The sequence below is a fragment of the Flavobacterium sp. CSZ genome (genome assembly GCF_015350725.1).
Lineage (GTDB): Bacteria > Bacteroidota > Bacteroidia > Flavobacteriales > Flavobacteriaceae > Flavobacterium.
Genome location: NZ_JADKPQ010000008.1, coordinates 98,781 through 124,597 on the forward strand (window position 1 = coordinate 98,781; position 25,817 = coordinate 124,597).

Consider the following 25,817-nt stretch of genomic DNA (forward strand, 5'->3'; position numbering starts at 1 on the left):
TGTGGTTGAAACCACGGGCTATGTTTGAAGATAGAAATTAAATTAGGTGACAACTTAGTCATTTATGAAATGACAAAAATGCGTATGCCAACTTTAAAATTCGGATTTCACAAAAGTTCCTTATACTCTATGTGTAAAACTTTGACAAAGGTTGGGAAAACCTAAAACCTCAAAAATTATTTTCGATTCGCATTTATCGCCTGTAAGGCATCTTCCGGAGAAGAAAGATACAGTTTATAAAAATCAGCTGTTGCGCCAACGTGAATTTCGTAGGTTTCATTTTCGAATCCTTTTTTAAGATCTAAAGCGACTTGTTCCGGGCTTATGCCATTTTCGCCACCAATTGATTTAGAAAATTCGGTATTTACTAAAGGAGGCATCAATTCAAAAACTTTTACAAGTGGTCGTTTCTCATGTTTTTCAAGTGAAACTCTTAATACCTGAGAATAGGAGTGAAGCGCCGCTTTGCTTATCGCATAACCCGGTAGTGTATATCCGGGAGAAAAGGCAGCAATAGACGAAACATTTACAAAAGCAGCTTCGGGCTGTTTTTGAAGCAAAGGAAGCAATTTTTCGGTCAGTCTTACTATCGAAAGATAATTGGTCAGGATTTCTTCGCTGGCTTTTTCGAATGCATTGGCATTTTCATCCGTTAGTTTAAAATAGTGGGCTAAACCGGCATTGTTGATGACTATATTAAGGTTAGGAAAATCTTCATTTAATTGTTTGGTTAATTTAGTCACATCGGCTTCATTGTTAATGTCTGAAACGATTCCGGTTACATTTTTTAAACTCAAAACCGCTTTTTCCAGTTTTTCGGCATTTCTTCCTGTAATAATTATTTTGTTATCAGCAGAAAATAGTTTTGCAATTTCGTATCCAATTCCTGATCCGCCGCCAGTAATTAGAATAGTGTTGTTTGAAGTTTTCATTTTTCGTAAGAGGTGTTTTGTGAAATATAAAATGTTTTTACTTAAAATTTATTTTGAAAACGAGAGCCCTAGCCCTGATAGAAGCGGTATCCTTTTGTGGCGGTGTTCGCCACAAAAGATACAAGTGAATAGCAGGATAGCTCCTAATTCAAATCATAATTTTCATTTGAGAATCCTATTGTAATTTTAAAATTGTAATTTAAATATTAATCGCCCCTTGCCCCGATGCAATCATATAAGCTTCTTTCAGGGTTTCAGAGTAAGTGGGGTGGGCGTATGAAATTCTAAACATATCTTCGTCAGTCACTTCATATTCCATTCCTATTACGCCTTGTGCAATCAGATCTGCGGCTCGTGGGCCAATGATGTGCATGCCTAAAAGTTCGCCGTATTTAGGATCTGAAAGTACTTTCGAGAAACCATCTTTTTCTAATGCTGCTCTTGCTCTGGCACTTGCCGAAAACGGAAATTTCCCCACACGATATTCGATCCCTTTTTCTTTCAGTTCTTCTTCGGTATAGCCTACAGAAGCGACTTCCGGCCAGGTATAAACCACTCCGGGAATTAATTTGTAATTGATGTGCGGTTTTTGCCCGTTGATCGTTTCGGCAACAAATATTCCTTCTTCCTCAGCTTTATGGGCGAGCATGGCTCCGGCAACAACATCGCCAATAGCATAAATATTTTCGGATTTGGTTTGCAGCTTTTCATTCGTTACGATTCGGCCTTTCGAATCTACTTCTACTTTGGTGTTTTCTAATCCTAAACCTTCTGTATACGGTTTTCTACCCACGGCAACCAGGCAATAATCGGCAGTAATTTCTTGTGTAGCATTTGCAGTATCAAGAAAAGTAACGGTTGCATTTTTGCCATTATTTTTTGCCGATTGTACTTTATGGCTGAGTAAAATTTTGATATTTTGTTTGGTAAATATTTTTTTGAGTTCTTTGCCAAGTTCTTTATCCATTGTTGGGATCAGGCTGTCGAAATATTCGATTATAGTAACTTCAGCACCAATTCGGGCATAAATCGAAGCCATTTCTACACCAATAACGCCACCACCAATAATGACCATTGTTTTGGGTTTGTCCGGAAGCGAAAGTGCTTCTGTCGAAGTTATGATTCGTTTTTTATCGATTTCGACTCCGGGAATTGTAGCGGGTTTTGAGCCCGTTGCAATAATGTAATAAGTGGCGGAAATGGTAGAGGAAGAACCGTCTGTTGCTTTTACGCTGATTTCTTTATCGTTTAAAAAAGAAGCAAATCCTTCAAAAACCTCGATCTTATTCTTCTTCATCAAAAAGTTCAGTCCGGCAATATTTTGCTCGACAACTTCTGATTTTCTTTTGATGAATTGCGGAAAGTCCAGACTTAATTTTCCTGTTATGATTCCGTGAGTGGCAAATTTGGTGGCCGCTTCATGATAATGTTCTGTACTGTCAAGAAGCGCTTTTGTGGGTATGCATCCTACATTGGTGCAAGTGCCGCCTAAGGCTTTGTATTTTTCGACGATAGCTGTTTTATAACCCAATTGCGAACATCTGATGGCCGATGCGTAACCGCCAGGTCCGGAACCAATAACAATGATATCAAACTTTGTTTCCATAGAATAAAAAATTAGTTATGTTTCAAAAGAACTACGTAGACTTCGCAATTACTCCTGTATTATAAGTAATTGTTTGTCTTTTTTAAGTGTTTGAAATATAAGGAATTATATTTTATTACGGAAGTGAGTTTGTCTTTTTTTTGATGATTAATCAGTTGACTTAGTGATGTTTAAAAAGCAATTCCGAATTGAAAACCTACTGTAAAAGTTGCGGGATGATCGTTTCCAAATCGAACTGGAAAAGGAACCGCTACAAAATAGCTGCAATTCTCACTTTTTATAACCGTTTTATTTATAACAGGCGTAAAGCCATATCTTCCTCCGCTTTCAAAAGCAGCCCTTCCTGCAAAAGTGTAGCCTTTTCCCAAAGCGACCAAAACGCCCGGATGAAATAATATGTTGGTCACTTTATCATGACCGTCTTCGGCTTTTATATTGGGAACAATTTCAAACGAAAACCCTATTTTAGAGCTTTTCCAAATGTTTATTCCTGTTGGGAAACCTACCGCATAATAATCCCTGAAATTCAAGTTGGTTTGTTCATTACTAATCATTACAATAGGGTGAAGGATGCCAAAATAGCCGGTAATTTTGGGATAAGTAGTTTGAGCAAATGCCGCTGATTTTGATGCAATTAGAATTAAAATAAAAAGGTATTTCAATGAATTCATAATAGTTTGGTTTTAGAAAAAACAAAACTATCACGACTTTATATTGATAAATAGAATGCTATTTACCTTTTGTATCTGGATTACTTTTTAAGGCATTTTTCCGATACGAAGACGGATTTTTACCCGTATGCAATTTGAAAATTCTGGTAAAGTGACTTTGGTCTGAAAATCCCGTCATGTAGGCAATTTCGGTAAGTGTATAAATTGAGTTTTGAATTAGATTTATGGCTTTTTCAATTCGTAATTTCCGAACGTATTCACCAAAATTTAGATCTTCAAAATATTTCGAAAATTCACGTGATAAATAAGAAGGGTTTAGTTCTAAATCGCTGGAGATTTTCTTTAAATCAAAAGTAAACTGAGCGTCTATTTGATCCTGAATAATCTCTTTTAAATCTTTGACCCATGAAGGTATCTTTTTGTTTGATTTTTTTTCGTTTAAAAACTTGTTATAAACCTCATGAAGTAAACTTTCGAAAGGACTATTTTGTAAATGCTTTTGTTTGTAAAGATGCGTCGCCCAGCTGTAAAGCGCATCGTAAAGAATCATTCCGTTTTTTAATAATTCAGAATCGTCTGTAATATTGTGCGAAAGTCCGGCAGAAATTGCCCAAAGCCCGGCAGATTCTTTGGCAATATCATGTCGGTCTGTATCGGCACCTCGGACAATCCGGGACATTATTAAAATTGCGGGATCGCTAATTTGATATTTTTTAATGATATAGTCAAAAGTACATTCATCATTATAATGCGTAAATTCGACATCAGGAATATCAAACGGAATAGCTTCTAAAGTTGCCGCCTTACTTAAAACTTCATCAAACGGGACATAAATAAATTCAGCTTCAGCATCAACAAACTTTTTAATTAACCAGGGACTTGCTATTCTGTCAATTTTAGGTCGTTCTCTGGTAATCCATTTCATTGCGCTTATTTATTAAAATAGTATCAATTTAATCTCTCTTCATGATTCTTTACACCGCCAAAACTATTCTTTAGCAATTCTCTAACCTGAAACTGGGTTTTGTTTCGGGTGATATTTTGCCATTCGTTAAAATCGAAAAGGTGTATTGTTTTGGCATTTGGGTTGGTAACAAATGAAAGCCTTGCAATCGAATATTTATAATATTTTAATTCGTGCGATATATGTCTGTTTGGTACGACAACAAGTATGGTTTCCCATTTCAGGAATTCTGTTGCCGGCGGGATGTCTTCTCTTTCTGTTAAGCCAAGTGATTCAAAAAAAGCAATTATTTTTTGATCATTTAGTTTGTCAATTTTTTGGTCAATGCGCTTAATAGTATTAAGAAGCGTATTTTCGTCTTTAATAACACTCATGATAATACTTTTTTTAGTTGAAATTCAAGATAAAATTACATTAAAAGAGAATAATTTAACAAAGTATAGCCCGTAGAATGATTCTAAATTTTTTATCGCCTAATTTTCAGTTATACGTGCGAAAGTAAATACCATCAGGTTTTGATAAAATACTATTATTTTCGTAGGCTTAAAAGCGATATTTTTATCCCTGCTAGCTAACCACATTTTTATGAAAACTATTTCGTTCAGAGAAATTCTCCTGTATTTTATTGTTTTAATTTCGATTAGTTCATTCGCCCAGAACAAATCAGACCGGGAATTAATTTTAATCGATAAAGACTGGCGTTTTTCGTTGGGTCATTTGTATGATACTCAAAAGGATTTTGGCCATGCCGAAGGTTACTTCTCCTATTTGGCTAAAACCGGTTTTGGTGATGGTCCCGCAGCAACGGGTTTTGATGATCGCGCCTGGAGAAAAATTGATCTTCCGCATGATTGGGCAGTCGAGCAGGGTTTTAGCGAAAAGGCGAGTTACAGTCATGGTTTTAAAGCTTCCGGAAAAGGTTTTCCTGAAAAAAGTATTGGCTGGTATCGAAAAAAAATCAGTATTCCGCAAAGCGATCAGGGTAAAATTATATCGCTAAAATTTGATGGTGTTTTTAGAAATTCGAAAGTGTTTTTTAATGGTCATTTCCTTGGGACAGAAGAAAGTGGTTACAACGGTTTTGAATATGATATTACGGCTTATGTAAATTATGGAGGTGAAAACACCGTTGTGGTTCGTGCCGATGCTTCGATGGAAGAAGGCTGGTTTTATGAAGGCGCGGGGATTTACAGACATGTTTATCTGCAAAAAACAAATCCGTTGCACGTGATCCAAAACGGAACTTATGTAACTTCTGAAATTCAAAATGCTACTGCTGAGGTTACGGCCGAAGTTACTATTGAAAACAAAGGAAATTTTAAAAGTGCAATAGAAGTTTTACAAACGATTATTGATGCTTCGGGTAAAGAAGTAGCAACTATTACTGAAAATGCATCAGCTCCGGATTTTTATAAAACAGTAAAATTCACTTCAAAAATAAAAGTCAACAATCCTTTATTATGGGATATAGATGCGCCAAACTTATATCGTTTGCTTACGCAGATTAAACAAGAAGGGAAAATTGTAGACCGTTATGAAACGAATTTCGGAATCAGAACGATTAAGTTCGATCCTGAAAAAGGTTTTTTTCTTAACGGACAATCTGTAAAATTAAAAGGAACCAACAATCATCAGGATCATGCCGGAATTGGAAAGGCGCTACCAGACGAATTACAATATTACCGAATAAAAAAGCTCAAAGAAATGGGATCGAATGCCTATCGATGCTCACACAATCCGCCAACTCCGGAATTGCTGGATGCCTGCGATAAACTGGGAATGCTGGTAATTGATGAAACCCGTTTAATGGGAATTAACGATTATCATCTTAATGATGTAAAGCGAATGATAGAGCGCGATCGCAATCATCCGAGTATTTTTTGCTGGTCGGTTGGAAATGAAGAATGGAATATCGAAGGCGGAATCGTGGGCGAACGCATTACCAATATAATGCAGGGATTTAGTAAAAGCATCGATCCTACAAGGCCTGTAACGGTTGGAATAAGCAGTGGTTTTAAAAGCGGAATATCCTCGGTAGTCGAAATCATGGGCTATAATTATATGGGCAACGGAGATATCGATACTCATAGAAATGAATTTAAAAATCAACCCGGAATGGGAACAGAGGAAGGTTCGACTTTTGCAACCCGAGGTATTTATTTTACTGATGATGCTAAACATTATCAAAGTGCTTACGACAAGAAACCTCGCCCCACATTTTACAGTATCGAAGAGGGCTGGAAGTTTTATGCTTCAAGGCCTTATCTGGCCGGAATGTTTATCTGGACCGGTTTTGATTATCGCGGAGAACCAACGCCTTATGGATGGCCATCGGTAACGTCTTATTTCGGAATGATGGATGTCTGCGGTTTCCCGAAAGACAATGTTTTTTATCTAAAATCATGGTGGGGAAGCACACCGGTTCTGCATATTATGCCTCACTGGAACTGGAGCGGAATGGAAGGAAAGGAAATCGATGTCTGGGTACATTCTAATTGTGATGAAGTCGAACTTTTCCTGAATAAAAAGAGTTTAGGCAAAAAGAAAATGGAGCAATACGGCCATTTAGAATGGAAAGTAAAATATACGCCCGGAACTCTCGAAGCTATTGGATATAAAGAAGGAAAAAAGATTTTGACCGACATTCAAAAAACAACCGGAAATCCTGAAAACATAAAACTTTCGATCGATAAAGAAAATCCCTCAGATGCTACTGTTTCGGTTATAACAGTTGAAGTTACAGATAAAAACGGTGTTCACGTTCCAACTGCAAATAATGAAATTACATTTGCTATCAAAGGAGGGAAAATCTTAGGCGTAGGAAACGGAGATCCAATATCGTTAGAAAAAGATCAGTTTTTGGATGATATTACGCTTGTTCCTATTACTAATTTTGAAGAAAGAAAGCAGGCGTCTGTTGACAATGCAAATGAATCTGCTTTAGACGAAGCGAATGCCTGGAAAGAAGCTTTTAAAGACAGAGATTATAAAAATCAGGCGTCGGGATATATTTACAGAGGAAAATTTGAGCTGAAAAATAATTTACAATCAAATAGTGTTGATTTCTTTTATAAAAAAATAGGAACAAACGAGTCTGTTTTCGTAAACGGAAATTTAATTAATGCAAGTACAGACGATTCTCAAAAATATCATCTTGACAAAGCTGTTTTAAAAGAAGGAACCAACGTTATTACCATAAGAGCTTCGCCTTTGCAAAAAGTAAGAGACTGGGACGTTATGAATACAGATCCGGGAATTATCAGAGTAATAACCCCATCAGAACCGTGGAAACGTAAATTGTTTAATGGTTATGCACAAATTATTATTCAGAAAGAAGAGGGTGCAAATGATGTTGTTTTATCGGCTTCCGCCAAAGGACTAAAGGCAGGTGTTTTGAATGTTAATCAGAAGAAAAAATAAAGCTTTTATATTTTGCGGTAATATATGTCGCTCCGATGGAGCTTTGGCAAGGATATTTATAGAAAATTGCTAATCGCTATCATAAAACCCCAGCGGGGTGACATATAATAAAATTCACAGATTGTATTTTTTCAATGATCAGAAATAATCACATTTGTTTTTGGTTTCTTGGATTTGTTCATTACAAATAAAAGAAGCGGCAATGTCACAACAAAAAACAATCCAACAAGAAAAAAAGCATCCCGATAACTTAATAAAGAGGATTGTCTCAAAATAATATTTTCCGTCAGCTTAAGAGCTTTCAATTTGGCTTCATTATACGCAAAACCTTTGCTTTGAAAATATTTGATATAAGCATTTAGTCGATCCATCGCCAGAATATTGTATTGGTTAACATTCGATACCAATTCATTTCGATGTGCTGAAAATCTGTGCGCAACGTAAGTGTTGATGATAGAAACTCCAAAAGAACCGCCCAATTGTCGCATCATATTATTGAGTGCAGCTCCCTGACCAACATCTTTATCATTCAGAGAGGAAACAGCCAGCATGGTAAGCGGAACAGTTAGCAAAGCCATACCCAAAGCACGAAAAATAAGAGAAGTTGCTACGTCAGAAGCGCTGGTGTTTAAAGTCATTTCGGACATTCTCCAATTGAAATAAATGAATAATAGAAATCCTGACGCGATGATAATTACGGGAGAAATTCCTTTTTGCAATAATGTTCCGCAGGTTTTTAGGGCCAGCAAGGCAAATAAAGCTCCGGGAAGCAAAAGCAGTCCGGTTTGATAAGGAGAGAAACTCAAAAGACGTTGCGCCACAACCGGCGTAATATAGATAGAAATAAACATTCCGAATCCCGTTACAAAAGTCAGAATGGCGGCAATGCTCAAAGATTTACTTTTAAGCACCCGAAGATTTACAACGGGTTTATCTATCGATAATTCCCAATAAATAAAAAATAATAAGGTACTGACGGCAATAACGGTTAAAACAATAATATATCGTGTTTCGAACCAATCTTCGACTTCGCCTCTTTCCAGAACGGTTTGCAATGCGCCGACGCCAATGGCCAATAAGGCAATCCCTGTCCAGTCGACTTTGGTGATTTCCGGTTTAATGGACGGTTCGCGTAAAAGAAAATAGCAAGAAATCATTACCAGAATCCCAATTGGAACATTAATTAAAAAGATCCACGGCCAATCATAATTTTCTGTGATATAACCGCCAAGTGTCGGGCCAATTGTTGGTCCAATGAAAATTCCTGCTCCAAACAGAGCCCCTGCGGTAGATTGTTTGTCTTTTGGGAAAAGTTCAAAAACCACCACCTGAGAAATAGACAACAAAGCTCCACCGCCAATTCCCTGAAAGAATCTGAAAAATACCAGCATCCAAATGTTAGAAGAATGTCCGCACATAAAAGAACAAAACGTAAACAAAATAACCGAACCAATATAATAATTGCGTCGGCCTAAATTAGCGCTCAAAAAGTTTGTAATAGGTATAATGATCACATTGGCAATTGCATAAGCTGTAATCACCCACGAAGTATCTTCTAGCGTTGCACCAAGATTTCCGCTCATGTGAGAAAGGGCTACGTTTACGATCGATATATCAATCAGTTCCATAATAGCAGCCAGAATGACTGTAAAAATGAGCAGTTTTCGGTGTAATGGTGTCATAGTATCATTTTATACCGATTGGTATATTTTTGGTTAAAAAAAAAGGTTTAATTTATCGATATTAGCTTGAGATGCGTAAAATATTAAGCACATAGAAACATAGATTTTATAGTGATAAAAAGAATATAAAAAAGAAACACGTTTCTTTCACATAGTCGCGTCCCGAAGTTTCGGAACTGGACGAATTGATGTAAACTGAAACGCCTTTTTAAAGTTTATAAAATCTATGTTTCTATATGTTTTAAATTATGGTAACAGATGAAAAAATCCGCTCAATCTGCAAAATCTGCGTGAAAAAAATAGCCAGCACAGAGATTTAATTTAGAATTCGACAAAAACGATTCATTTAAGATCTTTTATAATTCTTTCTTAACGATATTGGTTTTAAGAAGATTAGAAGTGGCTCTTGCAATTAATCGGGTCTGATCTTTGTTCCATATTTCGCATTGTGCATTGACGATTTGTTTTCCTTTTCTAATAATGGCTGTTTTTGCAATAATAGTATCTCCAACAAAAGCAGGAGCAAAGTAATCTACAACAAGATTTATAGTTGTATAAAAAGTATCTTCATTTAGGGAAAACATCGTTGCTCCAATACAATCATCAGCAATGGCAGCGGTTACGCCTCCGTGTAAACTCTTCACCGGATTAGACATTTCTTCGCGAACCAAATATTTAAAGGTAACCGTTCCTTCTTCGGCAGCGACCACAATGGGTTTCATCCAAAGCATAAAAGGCGATGGCGAAGCTATAAATTCTCTGTCAATATGATTTTGTAATACTTGTAATCTCGTTAATTTTTCCATTAGGTTTTAGTTTATTTTTTAATACTGATCGGTATATTTTTAGTCAAAAAAAAGCAATTGTAGTGATTACTTTTATTCTAAGTCGTCTATGATTTTGTTTAGCGAAAGCATAATGTCAGATAAGTTCGAAAGATTTCCGGTGATTTTGGTAATCATGACGGCACCTTCGATAATGGCAATAATAGTCAAAGCTGTTTTTTCGGGATCAATGTCTTTGGCTTTAAATTCTCCCGCAAGGATTCCTTGTTCGATAAAGTAGACTAATTTATTTTTCCAGGCCATAATGGTGTTTTCGACTTTTTTTCTCAAAACAGGATGAGTATCGTCAGCTTCCGTTGCAGTATTAATAATAGGGCAGCCGCCTTTTGTAACCCTTAAATCGTAGTAATCTGAATATAATCTTGGGTATACCAATAATTTGTCTTTAAAAGTTGTTTGCTTTTCAATTTCTCTCGCAAAAGTGTCTTGGAGCTTTTTTACATTAAATTTAAACGCGGCAATAGCCACTTCATCTTTATTTTCGAAATTACCATAAATACTTCCTTTTGTAAGTCCGGTCGCCGCGGTAATATCACTCATCGAAGTGCCGCTGTATCCTTTCATATTAAAAAGAGGAGCAGTTTTCTCGATAATAAATTGCTTGGTTTTTTCAGCTTTACTCATGATTGGTAAAATTTAAACGCAAATATATACCGATTGGTATAATTAGGCAACATTTTTGGAATTTATTTTGTTTCAGATTTTCTCTGTGGTTAATTTTTTATTCTCATTTCAAACCTCAAACCTGAAATAAAAAAACTTCTTTATTTTTGTTTGATTTTCATAACTTTGCATCATGAAAGAGCAGTTAGATTTTCAGGCTTCTGAACTTGGTATAAACGATTTAAAGCTAAAAGGTTTTAAAGTATACGAAGTAAACGATACAATTAGTAAGATTCCGACCTATAATCGCAGGGATTTTTACAAGATTTGTATTAATACAAGTCAGAGTTTGATTCACTATGCAGATCGTGGAATAGAAACTGATGGTACTATTTTATTTTTCGGAAATCCTCATATTCCGTATTCATGGGAAATTATTTCGCCTCAATATGAAGGATATGCCTGTGTTTTTACCGAAGAGTTTTTAAAAGCAAACGATCGTTCTGAAAGTCTTCATGAATCGCCTTTGTTTAAAATTGGCGGAACACCTATTTTTACGTTATCGGCTGAGCAAAAAGTGTTTATAGATTCGTTATTTAAAAAAATGATCGAAGAACAAGATACCGATTATGTTTTTAAAGATGATTTAATTCGCAATTACATCAATTTGATTTTGCATGAATCAATGAAAATGCAGCCTTCGGAGAATTTCTTTAAACATAAAAATGCATCTTCGAGAATTACCTCTCTATTTTTAGAATTATTAGAAAGACAATTTCCTATAGAAACAAAAAATGAACCTTTGGTATTAAAAACACCACAGGATTATGCGCAAAGTTTGTCTGTACACGTCAATCACCTGAATCGTTCTGTAAAAGAAGTAACAGGAAAACCAACAACGGCGCATATTACAGAAAGAATCATTGGCGAAGCCAAAGCATTGTTGCAACACACTGATTGGAGTATTTCAGACATTGGTTATTCGCTGGGATTTGAATATCCGAGTTATTTTAATAATTACTTTAAAAGACTTACAGGAACGATTCCAAAATCGCTGCGATCGTAAATTGTTTCATATTCTTAATTTTTTGTTTGATTATTGTTATTTCTGATTGTCGTTGCTAAAGTAATTTTGCCCTCAGATAATTAGTATTAACCACTATCGGTTTTTCGCTGACTAAATATAACTTCTACAAAGCGCATCCTAGCTTTCTAATTTAGTTTCAGGCACTGATATACAAAAAGCAAAATAATTATGAAAGAATCAGAAAATCAATTAAATGAAACTATTTTCCCAAAAGGAGATTTGGCTTCAGCGGATTATTTTACAGGAAAAGCATGGGTGAAAATGTTAGTTCCAAATGATCCGGTTTTAAATACTGCAGTGGGTAATGTAGTTTTCGAAGCAGGCGCAAGAAACAATTGGCATACACATCCCGGCGGGCAAATTCTAATTGTAACACAAGGAACAGGATATTATCAGGAAGAAGGAAAACCAATTCAGTTACTTCAGGAAGGTGATGTTGTCAACATTCAGCCCGAAGTAAAACATTGGCACGGAGCTTCTGCGGATGGTCAGTTTACCCATATTACAATTAGTACCAATACCGAAAAAGGTATTGTAGACTGGCTTGAACCAGTAACTGACGAACAATACAATAGCTTTAAATAAATTAAGTAAAAGTGTTGTTTGGCGAGATCTAACGATTAATTAACGGTTTTTGTTAGCTCTTATTTAAATAAAAATCAATCTCAAAAAATCAATTTTATGTCAACACTTTATACTTCCGCTATTGAAGAGGGACAAATCCCGAACACTTTTATGACTGGTAATGTTTCTTATAAAAAACAAACCAGCAATATTCATCCGGACAATACCATGATTAAAGAAATCTCTTTTGAGCCCGGTTCGAGATGCAAATGGCATATTAATGCAAGCTTACAATTATTTATCGCAACAGATGGAATTGGCTATTTTCAGGAAAGAGGTTCTGCGATTCGTTTGCTTCATAAAGATGAGGTAGTTACCATTTTACCTGGCGTAGAACATTGGTATGGCGCAACACCTTTTAGCCGATTCTCGCACATTAGCATTATCACAGAAATAGACAAAGGAAAAGGAATCTGGTTAGAAAGCGTAAGCGATGAAGAGTATTTTAGTTTTGGAAAATAAACTAAGTTTCTGAGTTGCTAAGGTTCTAAGTTACTAAGTAAAAAACTGAGAATCTTAAAAGCATATTATAAAAGAAAACTTTGCGACTCTGCGACTTTGCGCGAAATGATATTTTTTTCAAGCAGATTCAAACAGATTTGAGCTAATGATTTTAAATCAAATTAAATCTGCGTGAAATTATCCACAACATAAAGCAAAAAAAGACTTTGTGTCTTAGTGCCTTCGTGGCATTTTAAAAACCTGAAATTTTAAACAAATATTTTAAATGGAAACAAAAAACATAAAAGCCTTTGGTACAGAAGCTGCCGAAGCACCGTTACAAACATTAGACATTCAGCGTAGAGCAGTACTAGCGCATGACGTAGAAATTGAAATTTTATATTGTGGAATCTGTCACTCAGATTTGCACTCAGCCAGAAACGAGTGGCATGGAACGATTTACCCAATAGTTCCGGGTCACGAAATTGTGGGACGTATAACAAAAGTAGGTGATCACGTAAAGGGGTTTAAAGTTGGCGATTTGGCCGGAGTAGGCTGTATGGTCGATTCTTGCAGAGAGTGTGAGCATTGTAAGGACGGATTAGAGCAATTTTGTGATCCTGGAAATACGCTAACGTTTAATTCTCCTGACGTTCATTTGGGCGGACAAACTTTTGGAGGATATTCTCAAAGTATTGTAGTAGATGAAAATTATGTACTACATGTTTCAGATAAATTAGATCTTGCCGGAGTTGCACCTTTATTATGTGCCGGAATTACAACGTATTCTCCACTTAAGCACTGGAATGTTGGTCCAGGACAAAAAGTAGGTATCGTTGGTATTGGTGGTTTAGGCCATATGGGAATTAAACTGGCAAAAGCAATGGGCGCTCATGTTGTTGTTTTTACCACATCATTGTCTAAAACCGAAGATGCAAAACGTTTGGGTGCAGATCAAGTAGTTTTATCTACAGATGCTGAACAAATGGCAAAACATGCAAAATCGTTAAATTTTATTTTAGATTGCGTATCGGCTCCACACGATATCGATTCTTATTTGAATTTACTTAAAGTAGACGGAACGCTTACGCTGGTTGGGGCTCCAATGGAACCACTTCCGGTAACATCATTTAGTCTTTTATTAGGAAGAAGAAGCTTTGCAGGTTCAAACATTGGCGGAATTGCCGAAACTCAGGAAATGCTGGACTTCTGTGCAGAACATAACATTACTGCTGATATCGAAATAATTGGTGTTAATGAAGTAAATGATGCTTACGAAAGATTACTAAAAGGGGATATTAAGTATCGTTTTGTAATTGATATGGCTTCTTTGAAGTAACTAAGTAACTAAGGTTCTGAGATACTAAGACAAAGTTTAAACACAATATTGTCATTTCGACGGAGGAGAAATCCTCGCGAGAAGCTCGACAAAGATTGGATTTGCGTTGTGAAGTTAATTATGGAAATTTACTTCATCTTTTTGCTAAGGCTCGAGCCTCTGTGCCGAAATGACAATCCTTTGCGATTTTACGCGAGATTTATTCGGCATAATATTATTTTTTTCTTAATTTAATGATAGTGACTGATAGCTATTGGGATTGCGAACTATAATAAATATTTAAAAGGTCTGACTCTTCAAAGTCAGACCTTTTTTTTTCTCTTTTAAAAATTGATACTATTTAATTATTAATTTTGAAATTCAATAACAAACCACTTTCTCTTGCAAAAACATTCGATTCCTATTTTATCTGTTGGCAATATACTCGGGGAAGAAACTTTGGGTATTACCTTATTTCGCCATAGTGTAAAGGGGAGAAATGAATTTGAGCAGCCACATAAACATGATTTTTACCTTGTGTTTTTTGTAGAGAAAGGTTCGGGAGTTCACAATGTCGATTTTACACAATATAATGTAAACGATTATCAGGTTTACTTTATCAGGCCGGGACAGGTACACAACTGGTCGCTTGATGTTGATACTTCCGGGTTTCAGCTGATGTTATCGGCAGATGTAATTAGTGTTTTTTCGAATTTAGGACAATTTTCGTTTTTTGAGCAAAGTGTTCCGTCTTGTCTTTCTTTAACCAAAAAAGAATTTGAGGAATTTAAAAACCATTTGCATGAAATAGAATTATTATTGTCTGATAACGATACACTTACCAAAGAAATAGTTTTGTTGCGTTTACATTTACTGCTAAAATTATTGCAAAAAGAATATTTGGTTCAATTTCCAGAGCATGATTCTTCGACTAAGCCGGAGAAAATAATAAAAGGGTTTACTATTTTAATTGACGATTATTTTAATAAAGAATCCTCGGTGAATTTTTATGCCGATAAATTAAATATTACACCAAATTACCTCAATATCCTTTCGCAGAAATATTTAAAGATTCCTGCAAGCGATGTTATAAAACAAAGAACCATTCTTGAGGCTAAACGTTTATTAACCAGTACCGATTTGTCTATAAAAGAAATTGGCTATCAGCTTGGTTTTAACGACAATACATATTTTAGTAAAGTATTTAAAAAATATGCCGGAAAAACTCCGGGCGATTTCAAAAAATTATAATTTTTACCATCTTTCTCCGTAATATTACCGTTATCATTTTGAGTTTATAACGATTTTTGCAATGCAATAAATACTATTGATTATTAGAGTGTTATTGTAAAATCGTACAACAAACTCAGAGAAGATAAAATATAATTTATGGAAGAGCATAAAATAAGCCGAAAAAAATTCTTAGGATTGGGAGCCGCAGCAACAGGCGCAGCTTTGTTTTCAGGAATTGGAGGAAATGCCGTTGCACAAGTATTGCCTGAAGAAAACAAAACAGCTTTAAGCGAATATCTTTTAATTAATGTGCGATTAGAAGATGGTTTTGAATACAATGAGAAGAATGAAGTAATTGCTACGAAAACAGCGCTTTATACAATTCATATTGCCAATGGTAAAATTAAAAGTATTACCACCGAAAAGTCGGCTTTGAAGTTGAAAACAGTTGATGCCAAAGGACTTTTGATGCTTCCGGGATTACGCGATATGCACATTCATATCGATAAAACGTATTACGGCAGCGGAACCTGGAATGCAGCGCCAAGAAAAGGATATACTGTAAAAGATATGATCACGCTGGAGCAAAAGTTAATCCCGCAATTATTACCGGATTCTCAGCATAAAGCCGAAGAAGCGATTAAACTAATGCAAAGTCAGGGAAGTTATTTTGCACGTTGCCAGTGTAATATCGATCCTGTAAGCGGACTAAAAAGTTTGGAACATTTGCAAGCGGCTTTAGATAAAAACAAAGATAGTTTTGGATCTGAAATTGTAGCTTTTCCGCAACACGGAATCCTATATTCGCAATGTGAACCTTTGTTAAGAGAAGCGGCTTCGATGGGAATTGATTTCATAGGCGGACTTGACCCGACAAACGTAGACGGAAATATGGAGAAATCCCTTGATGTCATGTTTCAAATTGCACTTGACAATAATAAAGGTGTCGACATTCATTTGCATGAATCGATACCGTCTGGTAAAGAGGCGATCCAATACATGATTAAAAAGACCGAAGAAAACAAACAGCTACAAGGAAAAACCTATATAAGCCACGGTTTTGCACTTGCGAAAATGGACCCAAAAGATTTGGAAAAAATCGCCGAGCAAATGGGAAATCTTGGGATAGGAGTAGTGTCAGGAATTCCGATTGGGAAAACGATAATGCCAATTCCAACTTTAAAAAAATATGGTGTAAAATTAATGACAGGAACCGATAGTATTGTCGATCACTGGCAGCCTTTCGGGACTTGCGATATGCTCGAAAAAGCAAAATTATGTGCACAATTGTATGGCTGGACGGATGAATATAATCTAAGCAGAGCTTTACACATCGCAACAAAAGATGAAATATTACCGCTTAACGATTCCGGAACCCGTGTTTGGCCAGCAGTAGATAACGAAGCCAATTTTATCTTAGTAAAAGCAAGCTGTTCCGCCGAAGCTGTAGCGCGTTTACCTAAAAGAGAAGGTGTTTTTTATAAAGGAAAAATTATTGCTGGCGCAATAGGTTCATAGGTGCAAAGGTTCAAAGGGAAAAAGGTTGAATGCGTTGTGTTGAAAATTATCTAGCAGTTCCGGAGGAACGAAACATATTGTAGGGATGGATTTTAATTCATTCTACATGGTTATTAAAACCTTTGTCCCTTTGCACCTCTGAACCTTTGTCCCTGAAAAAAAAGAAAAACCCCTCAAGCAATTCAACTCTTGAGGGGTTTTTAAAATAAATAATAACCAATTAAATTATTTTTTATCTAGTCCTTGTTTTAGCAATTTCGCGTGCTCCAAATGAGCCGTAAGCGGTGCTATATTATTTGATGCCCAAAGCTTAACATCTTCATCTTTTGCATCTTTAGTTGCTTTTTGCAACTTATCAATCGCTTTTTCGTGTCCATCGATCATCATATCAACGAACTTTTTATCAAAGTCAAGACCAGATTTTTCATTCAGTTTTTTATATTCCTCCTGACCATCTTCGGTAAGCGAAGTAGGTAAGGTGAAGTTTTTAGCTTTAGCCAAAGCACTTACTTCAGAAGCCGATTTGGTATGCTCATCAACAAGCATTTTTCCAAATTTCTTAACCTCAGGATTGGTACTTTTAGTTTGAGCCAGTTTTCCGATTTCGATTTCAGCAAGATTCACTTCTGCGATATCTACTAAAAATTCCGAATCATCTTTTTTATCATCAATTGAGTCAAATTTGGCTTCGTTACTATCTTCAGCAACTTCTTTTGGATCTTCTTGTTTTGTTTCGTTTTTACAAGAATTCAGGGAAACGATTAATAATCCTGCTCCTAAAATTACTTTTCCGGCTAATAATATTTTTTTCATGATTTATAAGTTTAAATGTTATGATGTAAAATTATTCAGATTGTGTGAAGAATGTCTTACAGTATTTTTGGATAATGTTACAGGATTTGGATTTATGAAAGATTAATATGTAATACAAATAGTATTATATTAGCACAAGAAAATCGCTTTTTGAACCATTACTTATTAAGGATTATGATAAAACCATTGCAAGTGCCTTTACTTATTATGATATTTCTATTTATAAGTTGTCAAAAAAAGATTAGCGATCTGGAATTTGAAAAAAATGTAATGACGGAAATTTTTCCAGATTTGATTGATTCTATTTGTATTGATTACAGAACGGTACTTAATCCGCTTCCTATTTATGGATTACTTACTTATGATGAAAATGGTCATCGTATAAGAGTTGATTCAACAATGGGTATGGAAGAGCAAAAACAAAGAATGGCTAAGTGGGAGCATAATCAAGAAGTAATCGAAAAAGATACTTCAAAATTAATTGTAGCATTCAATCCTAAAATAAAAAGTAATAATAAGGATTTAAAAGAATATTTAGAAGAGCATTTTAAAGTTACGGAAGTTTTTTATCCAAAAATAGAAGGAGATTCTATATACACTATAGATTTTAAAAATATCCCACTTAAAGGGAAATTTGAACTGAGAGACATTTCTGAGTTTCCAAAAGACAGACATGAATTTTGGAGAAAAAAGTATGATTTTGTTTTTTCGGGTGCAGTTTATTTTACAGGAATCCAATTTGACAAAAAGAGAAAATTTGGAGTCTTAGACGGTGGTTTTTCTTGTGGCAGACATTGCGGAATTGGCGTGAGGATTTATATCAAAAAAGTAAATGAAAAATGGATAATTGATAAAATAGATAACACTTCGGTTTCATGATAGTACTAAAAAAAGATTATAGGTCTGTTGGTTATTTTTATTGGAGGAATATTATTCATTGCGACATATGGAACTTTGTTGCAAGCAGTGATAAACTATATAAAAGCATCGACGAATAAAGATTTGAATTATCTATTAGCTTTCGCTGTAATAGTTTTTTTTTCTCGCTATAGCCATAATATTTATGATAAGATTTGGTTTGAAATTAATTAAATCACAAGCTGTTTTAGAAGATTCTATTGATGATATTGGATCTTGAAATAACGTAGAATAAAAAGCATTAAATTTAAAGAGTACTTTAATTTTAAAAACAACAACAAACATATAATCGATCTCAACTCTACAATGCAGCAGAAAATTTTAATAGCATTACTTTTTTTAGCTTCAATTCAATTAGCGGCACAAACAACTTATACAGGATTCATAGATAAGTATCCTATAGAATTGCTAACTGATATTGATTCAGATAGTTCAGGAAATGCCATTTATGCGTATTCTAATTATGATACTCCTATAGAGATAAGCGGAACTCTAAAAAATAAAGTCCTGACTTTTTATGAAAAAGATAAAACAGGTAAGAATACTTCTAAAATGACTTTTGAAAATTTTAATCTGAAAAGCAAGAAAGTAGAGGGAACATGGACAGACTTAAATACAAAGAAAGAACTTAAAATAACTTTGTCAAAAACATTTGAAATTGAATATGGCGATGCAGCAGAATGGGAAAATGTAGAAATTTTGCAACCGGTTTCTCTAGAAGGGAAATACTTTAAACTGATTATTTCAAGACCTAAAGGAGGATTTACGAAAGTAACAGGAGTTAAAATTCTGGAGAAAAAGACAGATAAGCTGATTCAGCAAATTGATTTAAAATGCGAGCTTTGGGGACTGAAAAATATAAATATCGGAGATTATAATTTTGATGGTATTGAAGATTTCTCTGTTTTCGAATCGAGTTATGCAGGGCCTAATACTTCAAGATTATATTTTTTGTATAATCCAAAGACTGGTAAATATTTCCAAAGTAGTTTTAGTGGTACCTCGTTGCAATTTGATAGTAAAACCAAAAGAATTGCTGAGCATAACCAGTGTTGTGCAGGTAGAATCGTTAATACTGCAGAATATAAAGTAGTAAACGATAAGATGGTTTTAATAAAACAAACTTGTATGGAATATGACGATAAAACGGGAGATTATAAAAAGGTAAAATGCGATTAAGTTTGTTTTTAATTTATAGAATAAAAATGAGAAGAAATTTATTGTTATGTTTAACTTTTATTGCATTGAATTCCTCTGAACAGTTAAAAGAATATAAGAGCCTTTATAGAGAGGATTTAATAAAAAACAGTTTTCCGAAGCATTCATTTATCAGATTCGTTGATTAGAAATTCTCATGAACCCGCTCTGAAAGAGCTATGGAACTAGTATGGTGCGAAGCACTATGACCAATATAATTTTTGTTTTTAAGCCCTGAAAAGGCGAAAGCTTATTAGCAAAGTAAAAGCTCATTATATTATTTGTGTAATAAAGTAAACAGTTTTTTGATAAATGTACAATAGATTTGCTTTTGCCCTTTCAGGGCGATAATCCCGCTTAACGCAGTTCGCAGTGCGTTGCACTACGCTGCTTCTTTTGGGCCTTCAGTCCTTTTTGAGCTTTTAAGCAACTTCCTCATTGTCTCGTCCTTAAAATTTTTTACATATTTAAACTTAATCCTACAATAGATTTATAATTCAAATTGTTTCCAAACATAGGTATTGAAAACCTGTTGCTCTGAAAGAGCTTTAGCAATAGCATGGTGCGAAGCACTATGAGTGAGAGACAATTGTTGTTTTAGCCCTGAAAGGGCGAAAGCCTAATGGCAATGAATTTATAGAGATTTTATCAAAAGTTTTGTTCAATATTATATATTTATAAAAAACTAAATATTTAATAACCAAAATAGCCAGGAATGATTAATATAGATTTTAAAAAGGAGAAAGGTAAAATTGATAAAATTATAAATAAAGCCTTAGCCGATTATCAAAATGAAATAGATCTGATTAATATTGATGACTGGACTTTAAAGTCTAAAGAATTATTTATAGACAGATCGTATAATGGTTATAGTTCGCAAAGTACTCAGTTCATTAATACTAGTTTTCCAGATATTAGCAGTCTTGTAGATAGCAATGCCAGATTAATATTATACCTTTATACATCAGAGAGAGATTTTGAATTTGACTTGATTAAAAAACAATTAATTGCAAAAATTAAGAAATCTTTATAATGTTTGAACATCACATTTTAGGATTAATTAATCTTTTGGCGCGTTTTGCTTGAACCTAAAATTTTAAGGTGTTGTTTTATATATTAAGATTTAAAAATAATTAAATAAAGATGCCGAATATAGAATTCATAACAGGAATGAAGGTTTCTCTAGGAAACGAATTTGGACTTGTGATAGTATCACAAGCCGATCAGCCTGATTTTTGCGGAATAATTCGATGGGATACAATTAATGAAAATGATTTTGAAGATTGGAGAGGTCAATTTGGAACTTTTATCCAACTTGGAGGAAGAATTTTAAGTGAAGATTATAATTTTAGATTTATTAATTATGATGGTTCTAAAAAGTATTCTTAAATAAAAAAAGCCTCGATTCTTTAAAATCAAGGCTTTTTTGTTGTTATTAAAATCTAATTATAAACGTTACTCTACATCTAAATAAGGATTTAAAATTTCGGCTAATTCGTTGAGCAATAAAAACTGTTTTCTAATTTGATGATTTCCCGTTGAAGGGTTTCGTCTTTTCTGATAATTCCTAAGGCCAGTATGTAATTGGCCTGCCTTAGTGCTTTTTTCATTTCATTTGGATCAATGGTGGTGTTAAAGAAATTCATTATCCTGGTTTCGGCTTCTTTCGAAAGGGTGTTTGTACTCATATCTTAACATTTTACTGAATAAAAATCCTGTAGATAAAGTAGCTTGCTATTTTAAACGTTTATTGTTTTCCAATAATGCCACCATACCATAAGGGTTAAATTAATAATTCTTAATGTGAAGATTTAAGAATTGAAAATGTAGTAAAAATCTTTATTTTTTTTAATAATTTTCTTATGAAAACGTATCTAGCCCTGATGGGAGCGGCATCGTTTTTATGGTGGGGTTCACCATAAAAAATACAGCGGACAGCAGGAAACAGCTCCTGAAAAATATAATGGTTTTTATTATAATCGATCTCTCATAGAGTTAATTATGAAAATAAATCGAAGAATTATATAACAGAGAATTCCTGCTTTTTGAAGAATTTTGATATAAGATATTTCTAAATCATTAATCTTTAAATTTTTCAGTCATGCCAGATGCAAGAATTCAAAACGAAAAACAATACCAAGCTCTTTTAGAAATAGGCTATAGCAAAGAAAAGGCAGCTCGAATTGCTAATACGCCAGATGCATGTGAAAAAGGAGGAAGGGCAAAACCTTATGATGAATGGTCAAAAGCCGAATTGTACCAACAGGCCATAAAAGTTGGAATTCCGGGACGTTCTTATATGAATAAAAAGAATCTCGTTAAGGCATTAAGAAATAATTAAAAGCATTAAAAATAATAAAGCCACAGAGGATAGATAAACATGATATATCGGAAATAAATCTTTTTACATCCTTATCCCGATAATCATCGGGAGTGGCTAATATAAAAAACGAAACGACCATGAATGCAGCTGCAAAAACCGAAAAACTAATGAATCAATTGATCAAAACACCGCATTTGGTGATCGAAAAATTAGATTTAGTTTACATCAATAATCAAAGGCTGCCCATAGAGCGATGCGAAGGAGAGGATGGTTTTATTTATAAAAAAAATGGTCGTTGCATTAAGCAAAAAAGCGAATTGAAACGTTTTAGCAGTCTGGTGCTTCCGCCGGCATGGGTAAACGTTCAGATTTCGGATTTGCCAAACGGACATTTGCAAGCGGTGGGTCTGGATGTTAAAAACCGAAAACAATACCGCTATCACCCAAAATGGAATTTGATTCGCAACCAAACCAAGTTTTATAAAATAGCCGAATTTGGAAGCAAATTGCCTTTGATTCGAAAACAAGTCGATGAGGATCTGGAAAAGAAAGAATGGTCGAAAGAAAAAGTGGTCGCCCTGGTGATCAGGTTAATGGAAGAAACACATATTAGAATTGGAAATGAAAAATACGCCAAAGACAATAAATCGTACGGACTTTCGACTTTAAGAAAACGCCACATCAACATCAATAAAAATTCGCTTCGGTTTGAATTTACAGGAAAAAAAGGGGTACAGCATACAATTACAACCCGTAATAAAAAATTGATAAAACTGGTAAGGCGCTGTGAGGAAATTCCGGGTTGGGAAGTTTTTAAGTATTATGATAAAAACGGCGAAAGAAAGGTTTTGGACAGTCATATGGTCAATGAATATTTGCATGAAATTTCAGGAGAATATTTTAGTGCCAAAGATTTTAGAACCTGGGCCGCATCAATCGTGTTTTTTGAAACCTTAATGGAAATTGGAACGACAAGCGAGGAAAAAGAAATCAAAAAGAATATCCTGACCGCTTTTGACACAACGGCTGAAGCTTTGGGAAATACGAGAAATGTATGCAAGAATTATTATGTTCACCCTTTGCTGGTTTCGACTTACGAAGACGGTTCGATTGAACAATATTTTGAAAGGGCCAAAAAATGTCGAAGCAACAGAGAGCACTTTTCGCATAGCGAAATTGCTTTTTCAGAATTAATACAAAACTATCAGATTAATTTATTGTAAATCAGGTTTGATAGGGCTAAGAAAATATTTTTCAGAGTTAATACATCTCTTTAAAAAGTATGAAATTTGAGTAACAAACAAAATCATTATTAACTAAAATCACAAGCTTATGTTACGTTATACAGTCATTTTTGTCATTCTTGCTATTATAGCCGGAATATTTGGTTTTGGTGGAATTGCCGCCGGAGCTGCAAGTATCGCTAAAGTTTTATTCTTCATATTTTTAGTCTTATTCGTTATATCTCTAATTAGCGGAAGAAAAAGTATTTAGTCAGCAAATAAATAACAATTAAAAAACGACACATATATCTCGGTAAATGTGTCGTTTGCATTTTCAAAAAAAACATAAAAAAAAGAATTATGGGAACTAAAAGCGGTGCTTACCAGGATGTCTACATCAAAAGAGAAGATGAGATGGTAAGCTTAAAAAACGATGTGACAGATTTCTGTGAAAAATATATAAAACCTGTACATCCTGAAAATTGGGATTGGTCGACACGCGATTTCGAAAATCCTGACAATGATCCCACAGTTGCCGAAGCAAGAGCAATAGGAAATGTTGTTTTTAACGATTTAAATGATCAAAAAGAAACAGACGTCGATTTGTCTACGATGAACAATGTGGAGTCGATTAAGGCTTATTTAGATCCAAAAAGCAAATACGAGGCTTTTAATATGGAAGAATTTGCTTTTGCGTTGAAAGTGGAACTCGAGCATGGAAAAATAAAAGATGTGAATGTAACCAATAATCATCCGTTTTTGACCGCGATGATTGCATTGGCGCACATGACCGAAAGTCTGACGTATTACAAAAGATTGAAAGTAATGGAAGCCGAAGGCGAAATCTACGAAATCATGCGTAAAATTGATAAAGTCACCATAGGAAAAGAGAAATTGCTTGAAGAGCTCATCAAAGCCGAAGAAGAACTAAAAGAGGCAAGGGCAGGACTAGCCGAACGCCTGGAAAAAATGGATGATATTCCGGTTTTGGAAATTATTGGAGATTAGTTTCTTTTAAGGTTCAAAGTTGCAAAGGTTCAAAGGGACAGAGGTTTTTTTTTTGAGGGACAAAGTTGCAAAGGAACAAAGGTTTTTTAGGTTCATCGATATAAAGTGACAAGGTTCAAAGAATGCAAACGACAAAGTAATTAAACTCTGAACCTGCAACTCTGAACCTTTGTTACTTTTTTTAAACTTTGAACCTTTGTTCCTTTCTTTAGAATTTTCTTGGGTCATTATCAGGATATTCTACATTTTCTTCTTCCTGAACATCATCTTCGATGTATTCACTTTCCTCTTCCTCTTCTTCGTCATCGATATCTTCGAGAACATCTTCGGTTTCATTGAAATCTTCTTCTTCTCTTTCCAGTGAAGCATCAGACGGATTGTCTAATTCGTCGTTTACGTCGTCGATATTGTTCCCGTTTTGATCCAGTTCTTCTTCATACAAATCATCTGTGTTAGAGTTGAGGTCATTTTCGCTATGAAAATCATCGGTTAGATCGTCTTCATCATCTGTAAGTTCATCCGGATTAGGAGTGTCAGGATTATGACCGTTTCTAACGGTGTAACCACGCTCGGCTATTTCGCGATTATCAGTATCGCTTTCTTTCATATCGTCAATATAGTATAATTCTTCGTTTGTAAGATTATTTCTATCGGCTGTATTTGGATTCTGATTTCCGGGAACTCTATTCCCTTTTATCATGCTGTTTTTTTGATCTGTAGTATTCATGACATTTCGTTTTTAATATTACTATATACAAATCTAATCAGGAAGAGAAACAATTGCATTATAGAATTATAACGTGTAATTGTATAATTAACAGATGGTTATGTTGAGGTTTGAGTTTTAGGCAAAAAAAAAGACCATTACCCAGTAATAGTCTTTTGTATTTCGCTTTTCAGATTTTCAAATCATTAATTATCGTTTCTTTCTAAATCGTCATCATCAAAGTGATCTTCGTCTTCGATATGCTCTTCTTCGTCAAGATCCTCGGCATCAATGATTTCGAATTCCTTATCCGGATTATTACTGATATAATCATCTTCATTAACAACCTGCTCTTCGTTAGGGATATTTTCGTTTCTAGTGATATTATCTTTTTTAAGAAGTTGATCAATTGCATTATCAATCAAAATTGCAGTGTCGATATCTAAATGTCCTCTTTGATATTTTTGTTGAAAATAAAGTTCGGCTTCCTGATACGTATGGTCTATATGTGTTTCCATTATAATGTGTTTTTTTAAAATTGTCCAGTTACAAATCTATCTCTCAAACCAAAAAAATATCTTACAGAATTCTAAAATCTCGTTGTATAATATGCAGGTGTTTAGAATACAACTTTAATAAAAAATCATATAACCTGACTGATAATCAAGATACTAATTTTATCAAA

The 25,817-nt window shown here is 34.6% G+C and carries 27 protein-coding genes; 15 read left to right on the forward strand and 12 right to left on the reverse strand.

Features of this window, described 5'->3' with window-relative positions; translation table 11 throughout:
- Window positions 1–176: 176 nt before the first annotated feature.
- From IRZ78_RS11090 to IRZ78_RS11110, 5 genes are all read right to left on the reverse strand, one after another.
- The gene (locus IRZ78_RS11090; protein WP_194616604.1) at window positions 177–932 is read right to left on the reverse strand and encodes an SDR family NAD(P)-dependent oxidoreductase; all 756 of its coding nucleotides are present in this window, start codon (window positions 930–932) and stop codon (window positions 177–179) included.
- Window positions 933–1,131: 199 nt separating this feature from the next.
- Window positions 1,132–2,538 (reverse strand): dihydrolipoyl dehydrogenase, encoded by a 1,407-nt coding sequence (gene lpdA, locus IRZ78_RS11095; protein ID WP_194616605.1) that lies wholly within the window; start codon window positions 2,536–2,538, stop codon window positions 1,132–1,134.
- A 170-nt stretch (window positions 2,539–2,708) separates the two neighbouring features.
- Window positions 2,709–3,209: a hypothetical protein gene (locus tag IRZ78_RS11100; protein WP_194616606.1), complete on the reverse strand. Its 501-nt coding sequence runs from the start codon at window positions 3,207–3,209 to the stop codon at window positions 2,709–2,711.
- 58 nt (window positions 3,210–3,267) lie between these two features.
- Window positions 3,268–4,134, reverse strand: a complete 867-nt coding sequence (locus tag IRZ78_RS11105; protein WP_194616607.1) for a chromate resistance protein ChrB domain-containing protein — start codon at window positions 4,132–4,134, stop codon at window positions 3,268–3,270.
- A 23-nt stretch (window positions 4,135–4,157) separates the two neighbouring features.
- Window positions 4,158–4,547: a hypothetical protein gene (locus IRZ78_RS11110; protein ID WP_194616608.1), complete on the reverse strand. Its 390-nt coding sequence runs from the start codon at window positions 4,545–4,547 to the stop codon at window positions 4,158–4,160.
- A gap of 211 nt (window positions 4,548–4,758) precedes the next feature.
- Here IRZ78_RS11110 and galA point away from each other — a divergent pair, with 211 nt between their 5' ends.
- The gene (gene galA / locus IRZ78_RS11115; RefSeq protein ID WP_194616609.1) at window positions 4,759–7,593 is read left to right on the forward strand and encodes a beta-galactosidase GalA; all 2,835 of its coding nucleotides are present in this window, start codon (window positions 4,759–4,761) and stop codon (window positions 7,591–7,593) included.
- Window positions 7,594–7,724: 131 nt separating this feature from the next.
- Here the strand turns inward: galA and IRZ78_RS11120 are convergent, their stop codons facing one another.
- The 3 genes from IRZ78_RS11120 to IRZ78_RS11130 form a co-directional block, all read right to left on the reverse strand.
- A complete protein-coding gene (locus IRZ78_RS11120) occupies window positions 7,725–9,275 on the reverse strand; it encodes a DHA2 family efflux MFS transporter permease subunit (protein WP_194616610.1) in 1,551 nt (516 codons plus the stop codon).
- Window positions 9,276–9,631: 356 nt separating this feature from the next.
- The gene (locus tag IRZ78_RS11125) at window positions 9,632–10,081 is read right to left on the reverse strand and encodes a PaaI family thioesterase (RefSeq protein ID WP_194616611.1); all 450 of its coding nucleotides are present in this window, start codon (window positions 10,079–10,081) and stop codon (window positions 9,632–9,634) included.
- A gap of 72 nt (window positions 10,082–10,153) precedes the next feature.
- Entirely contained in the window at window positions 10,154–10,744 is a 591-nt protein-coding gene (locus IRZ78_RS11130) for a TetR/AcrR family transcriptional regulator (protein WP_194616612.1), read from the reverse strand.
- 172 nt (window positions 10,745–10,916) lie between these two features.
- On the opposite strand from IRZ78_RS11130, the gene IRZ78_RS11135 reads away from it, so the two are divergent.
- From IRZ78_RS11135 to IRZ78_RS11160, 6 genes are all read left to right on the forward strand, one after another.
- Entirely contained in the window at window positions 10,917–11,789 is an 873-nt protein-coding gene (locus IRZ78_RS11135) for a helix-turn-helix domain-containing protein (protein WP_194616613.1), read from the forward strand.
- A 189-nt stretch (window positions 11,790–11,978) separates the two neighbouring features.
- A complete protein-coding gene (locus IRZ78_RS11140) occupies window positions 11,979–12,395 on the forward strand; it encodes a cupin domain-containing protein (protein ID WP_194616614.1) in 417 nt (138 codons plus the stop codon).
- A gap of 96 nt (window positions 12,396–12,491) precedes the next feature.
- Window positions 12,492–12,896 carry a cupin domain-containing protein gene (locus IRZ78_RS11145; protein WP_194616615.1) on the forward strand — a complete coding sequence of 135 codons (405 nt, stop codon included), beginning with the start codon at window positions 12,492–12,494 and terminating at the stop codon, window positions 12,894–12,896.
- A 265-nt stretch (window positions 12,897–13,161) separates the two neighbouring features.
- On the forward strand, window positions 13,162–14,214 hold the full coding sequence (locus IRZ78_RS11150; RefSeq protein ID WP_194616616.1) for an NAD(P)-dependent alcohol dehydrogenase: 1,053 nt from the start codon (window positions 13,162–13,164) through the stop codon (window positions 14,212–14,214).
- Window positions 14,215–14,595: 381 nt separating this feature from the next.
- Window positions 14,596–15,444, forward strand: coding sequence for an AraC family transcriptional regulator (locus IRZ78_RS11155; protein WP_194616617.1), 849 nt, complete (start codon window positions 14,596–14,598; stop codon window positions 15,442–15,444).
- 138 nt (window positions 15,445–15,582) lie between these two features.
- A complete protein-coding gene (locus IRZ78_RS11160) occupies window positions 15,583–16,944 on the forward strand; it encodes an amidohydrolase (protein ID WP_194616618.1) in 1,362 nt (453 codons plus the stop codon).
- Between the two features lie 225 nt (window positions 16,945–17,169).
- On the opposite strand, the gene IRZ78_RS11165 is transcribed toward IRZ78_RS11160, so the two are convergent.
- Entirely contained in the window at window positions 17,170–17,757 is a 588-nt protein-coding gene (locus tag IRZ78_RS11165; RefSeq protein WP_194616619.1) for a DUF4142 domain-containing protein, read from the reverse strand.
- Between the two features lie 174 nt (window positions 17,758–17,931).
- Here IRZ78_RS11165 and IRZ78_RS11170 point away from each other — a divergent pair, with 174 nt between their 5' ends.
- The 4 genes from IRZ78_RS11170 (at window position 17,932) to IRZ78_RS11185 (ending at window position 21,261) form a co-directional block, all read left to right on the forward strand.
- Window positions 17,932–18,636 carry a hypothetical protein gene (locus IRZ78_RS11170; RefSeq protein ID WP_194616620.1) on the forward strand — a complete coding sequence of 235 codons (705 nt, stop codon included), beginning with the start codon at window positions 17,932–17,934 and terminating at the stop codon, window positions 18,634–18,636.
- A gap of 345 nt (window positions 18,637–18,981) precedes the next feature.
- The gene (locus tag IRZ78_RS11175; RefSeq protein ID WP_194616621.1) at window positions 18,982–19,854 is read left to right on the forward strand and encodes a hypothetical protein; all 873 of its coding nucleotides are present in this window, start codon (window positions 18,982–18,984) and stop codon (window positions 19,852–19,854) included.
- Between the two features lie 733 nt (window positions 19,855–20,587).
- Window positions 20,588–20,905, forward strand: coding sequence for a hypothetical protein (locus tag IRZ78_RS11180; protein WP_194616622.1), 318 nt, complete (start codon window positions 20,588–20,590; stop codon window positions 20,903–20,905).
- 110 nt (window positions 20,906–21,015) lie between these two features.
- Complete coding sequence (locus tag IRZ78_RS11185) at window positions 21,016–21,261, forward strand: hypothetical protein (RefSeq protein ID WP_194616623.1); 246 nt, start codon at window positions 21,016–21,018, stop codon at window positions 21,259–21,261.
- Between the two features lie 101 nt (window positions 21,262–21,362).
- Here the strand turns inward: IRZ78_RS11185 and IRZ78_RS11190 are convergent, their stop codons facing one another.
- A complete protein-coding gene (locus tag IRZ78_RS11190; protein ID WP_347349825.1) occupies window positions 21,363–21,560 on the reverse strand; it encodes a hypothetical protein in 198 nt (65 codons plus the stop codon).
- Window positions 21,561–21,973: 413 nt separating this feature from the next.
- On the opposite strand from IRZ78_RS11190, the gene IRZ78_RS11195 reads away from it, so the two are divergent.
- The 4 genes from IRZ78_RS11195 to IRZ78_RS11210 all read left to right on the forward strand — a co-directional run bounded on the left by IRZ78_RS11195 (window position 21,974) and on the right by IRZ78_RS11210 (window position 24,426).
- Window positions 21,974–22,213, forward strand: coding sequence for a Rho termination factor (locus IRZ78_RS11195; RefSeq protein WP_194616624.1), 240 nt, complete (start codon window positions 21,974–21,976; stop codon window positions 22,211–22,213).
- Between the two features lie 119 nt (window positions 22,214–22,332).
- Entirely contained in the window at window positions 22,333–23,418 is a 1,086-nt protein-coding gene (locus IRZ78_RS11200) for a DNA topoisomerase IB (RefSeq protein ID WP_194616625.1), read from the forward strand.
- Window positions 23,419–23,527: 109 nt separating this feature from the next.
- Complete coding sequence (locus IRZ78_RS11205; RefSeq protein WP_194616626.1) at window positions 23,528–23,689, forward strand: DUF1328 family protein; 162 nt, start codon at window positions 23,528–23,530, stop codon at window positions 23,687–23,689.
- A gap of 89 nt (window positions 23,690–23,778) precedes the next feature.
- On the forward strand, window positions 23,779–24,426 hold the full coding sequence (locus IRZ78_RS11210; protein ID WP_194616627.1) for a DUF5661 family protein: 648 nt from the start codon (window positions 23,779–23,781) through the stop codon (window positions 24,424–24,426).
- Between the two features lie 208 nt (window positions 24,427–24,634).
- Here the strand turns inward: IRZ78_RS11210 and IRZ78_RS11215 are convergent, their stop codons facing one another.
- Together IRZ78_RS11215 and IRZ78_RS11220 are read right to left on the reverse strand one after the other, a co-directional pair.
- Window positions 24,635–25,153, reverse strand: coding sequence for a hypothetical protein (locus IRZ78_RS11215; RefSeq protein WP_194616628.1), 519 nt, complete (start codon window positions 25,151–25,153; stop codon window positions 24,635–24,637).
- Between the two features lie 185 nt (window positions 25,154–25,338).
- Window positions 25,339–25,650, reverse strand: coding sequence for a hypothetical protein (locus IRZ78_RS11220; RefSeq protein WP_194616629.1), 312 nt, complete (start codon window positions 25,648–25,650; stop codon window positions 25,339–25,341).
- Between the last annotated feature and the right edge of the window lie 167 nt (window positions 25,651–25,817).

Excerpts from the sequence above, each read along its gene's own strand:
- IRZ78_RS11180 (WP_194616622.1), top strand. The coding sequence starts at position 20,588 with ATGATTAATATAGATTTTAAAAAGGAGAAAGGTAAAATTGATAAAATT.
- IRZ78_RS11150 (WP_194616616.1), top strand. The coding sequence starts at position 13,162 with ATGGAAACAAAAAACATAAAAGCCTTTGGTACAGAAGCTGCCGAAGCA.
- IRZ78_RS11215 (WP_194616628.1), bottom strand. The coding sequence starts at position 25,153 with ATGAATACTACAGATCAAAAAAACAGCATGATAAAAGGGAATAGAGTT.
- IRZ78_RS11090 (WP_194616604.1), bottom strand. The coding sequence starts at position 932 with ATGAAAACTTCAAACAACACTATTCTAATTACTGGCGGCGGATCAGGA.
- IRZ78_RS11165 (WP_194616619.1), bottom strand. The coding sequence starts at position 17,757 with ATGAAAAAAATATTATTAGCCGGAAAAGTAATTTTAGGAGCAGGATTA.
- IRZ78_RS11120 (WP_194616610.1), bottom strand. The coding sequence starts at position 9,275 with ATGACACCATTACACCGAAAACTGCTCATTTTTACAGTCATTCTGGCT.
- lpdA (WP_194616605.1), bottom strand. The coding sequence starts at position 2,538 with ATGGAAACAAAGTTTGATATCATTGTTATTGGTTCCGGACCTGGCGGT.
- IRZ78_RS11125 (WP_194616611.1), bottom strand. The coding sequence starts at position 10,081 with ATGGAAAAATTAACGAGATTACAAGTATTACAAAATCATATTGACAGA.
- IRZ78_RS11140 (WP_194616614.1), top strand. The coding sequence starts at position 11,979 with ATGAAAGAATCAGAAAATCAATTAAATGAAACTATTTTCCCAAAAGGA.
- IRZ78_RS11145 (WP_194616615.1), top strand. The coding sequence starts at position 12,492 with ATGTCAACACTTTATACTTCCGCTATTGAAGAGGGACAAATCCCGAAC.
- IRZ78_RS11205 (WP_194616626.1), top strand. The coding sequence starts at position 23,528 with ATGTTACGTTATACAGTCATTTTTGTCATTCTTGCTATTATAGCCGGA.
- IRZ78_RS11175 (WP_194616621.1), top strand. The coding sequence starts at position 18,982 with ATGCAGCAGAAAATTTTAATAGCATTACTTTTTTTAGCTTCAATTCAA.
- IRZ78_RS11170 (WP_194616620.1), top strand. The coding sequence starts at position 17,932 with ATGATAAAACCATTGCAAGTGCCTTTACTTATTATGATATTTCTATTT.
- IRZ78_RS11195 (WP_194616624.1), top strand. The coding sequence starts at position 21,974 with ATGCCAGATGCAAGAATTCAAAACGAAAAACAATACCAAGCTCTTTTA.
- IRZ78_RS11105 (WP_194616607.1), bottom strand. The coding sequence starts at position 4,134 with ATGAAATGGATTACCAGAGAACGACCTAAAATTGACAGAATAGCAAGT.
- IRZ78_RS11210 (WP_194616627.1), top strand. The coding sequence starts at position 23,779 with ATGGGAACTAAAAGCGGTGCTTACCAGGATGTCTACATCAAAAGAGAA.
- IRZ78_RS11200 (WP_194616625.1), top strand. The coding sequence starts at position 22,333 with ATGAATGCAGCTGCAAAAACCGAAAAACTAATGAATCAATTGATCAAA.
- IRZ78_RS11110 (WP_194616608.1), bottom strand. The coding sequence starts at position 4,547 with ATGAGTGTTATTAAAGACGAAAATACGCTTCTTAATACTATTAAGCGC.
- IRZ78_RS11220 (WP_194616629.1), bottom strand. The coding sequence starts at position 25,650 with ATGGAAACACATATAGACCATACGTATCAGGAAGCCGAACTTTATTTT.
- IRZ78_RS11190 (WP_347349825.1), bottom strand. The coding sequence starts at position 21,560 with ATGAGTACAAACACCCTTTCGAAAGAAGCCGAAACCAGGATAATGAAT.
- IRZ78_RS11130 (WP_194616612.1), bottom strand. The coding sequence starts at position 10,744 with ATGAGTAAAGCTGAAAAAACCAAGCAATTTATTATCGAGAAAACTGCT.
- IRZ78_RS11135 (WP_194616613.1), top strand. The coding sequence starts at position 10,917 with ATGAAAGAGCAGTTAGATTTTCAGGCTTCTGAACTTGGTATAAACGAT.
- galA (WP_194616609.1), top strand. The coding sequence starts at position 4,759 with ATGAAAACTATTTCGTTCAGAGAAATTCTCCTGTATTTTATTGTTTTA.
- IRZ78_RS11160 (WP_194616618.1), top strand. The coding sequence starts at position 15,583 with ATGGAAGAGCATAAAATAAGCCGAAAAAAATTCTTAGGATTGGGAGCC.
- IRZ78_RS11100 (WP_194616606.1), bottom strand. The coding sequence starts at position 3,209 with ATGAATTCATTGAAATACCTTTTTATTTTAATTCTAATTGCATCAAAA.
- IRZ78_RS11185 (WP_194616623.1), top strand. The coding sequence starts at position 21,016 with ATGCCGAATATAGAATTCATAACAGGAATGAAGGTTTCTCTAGGAAAC.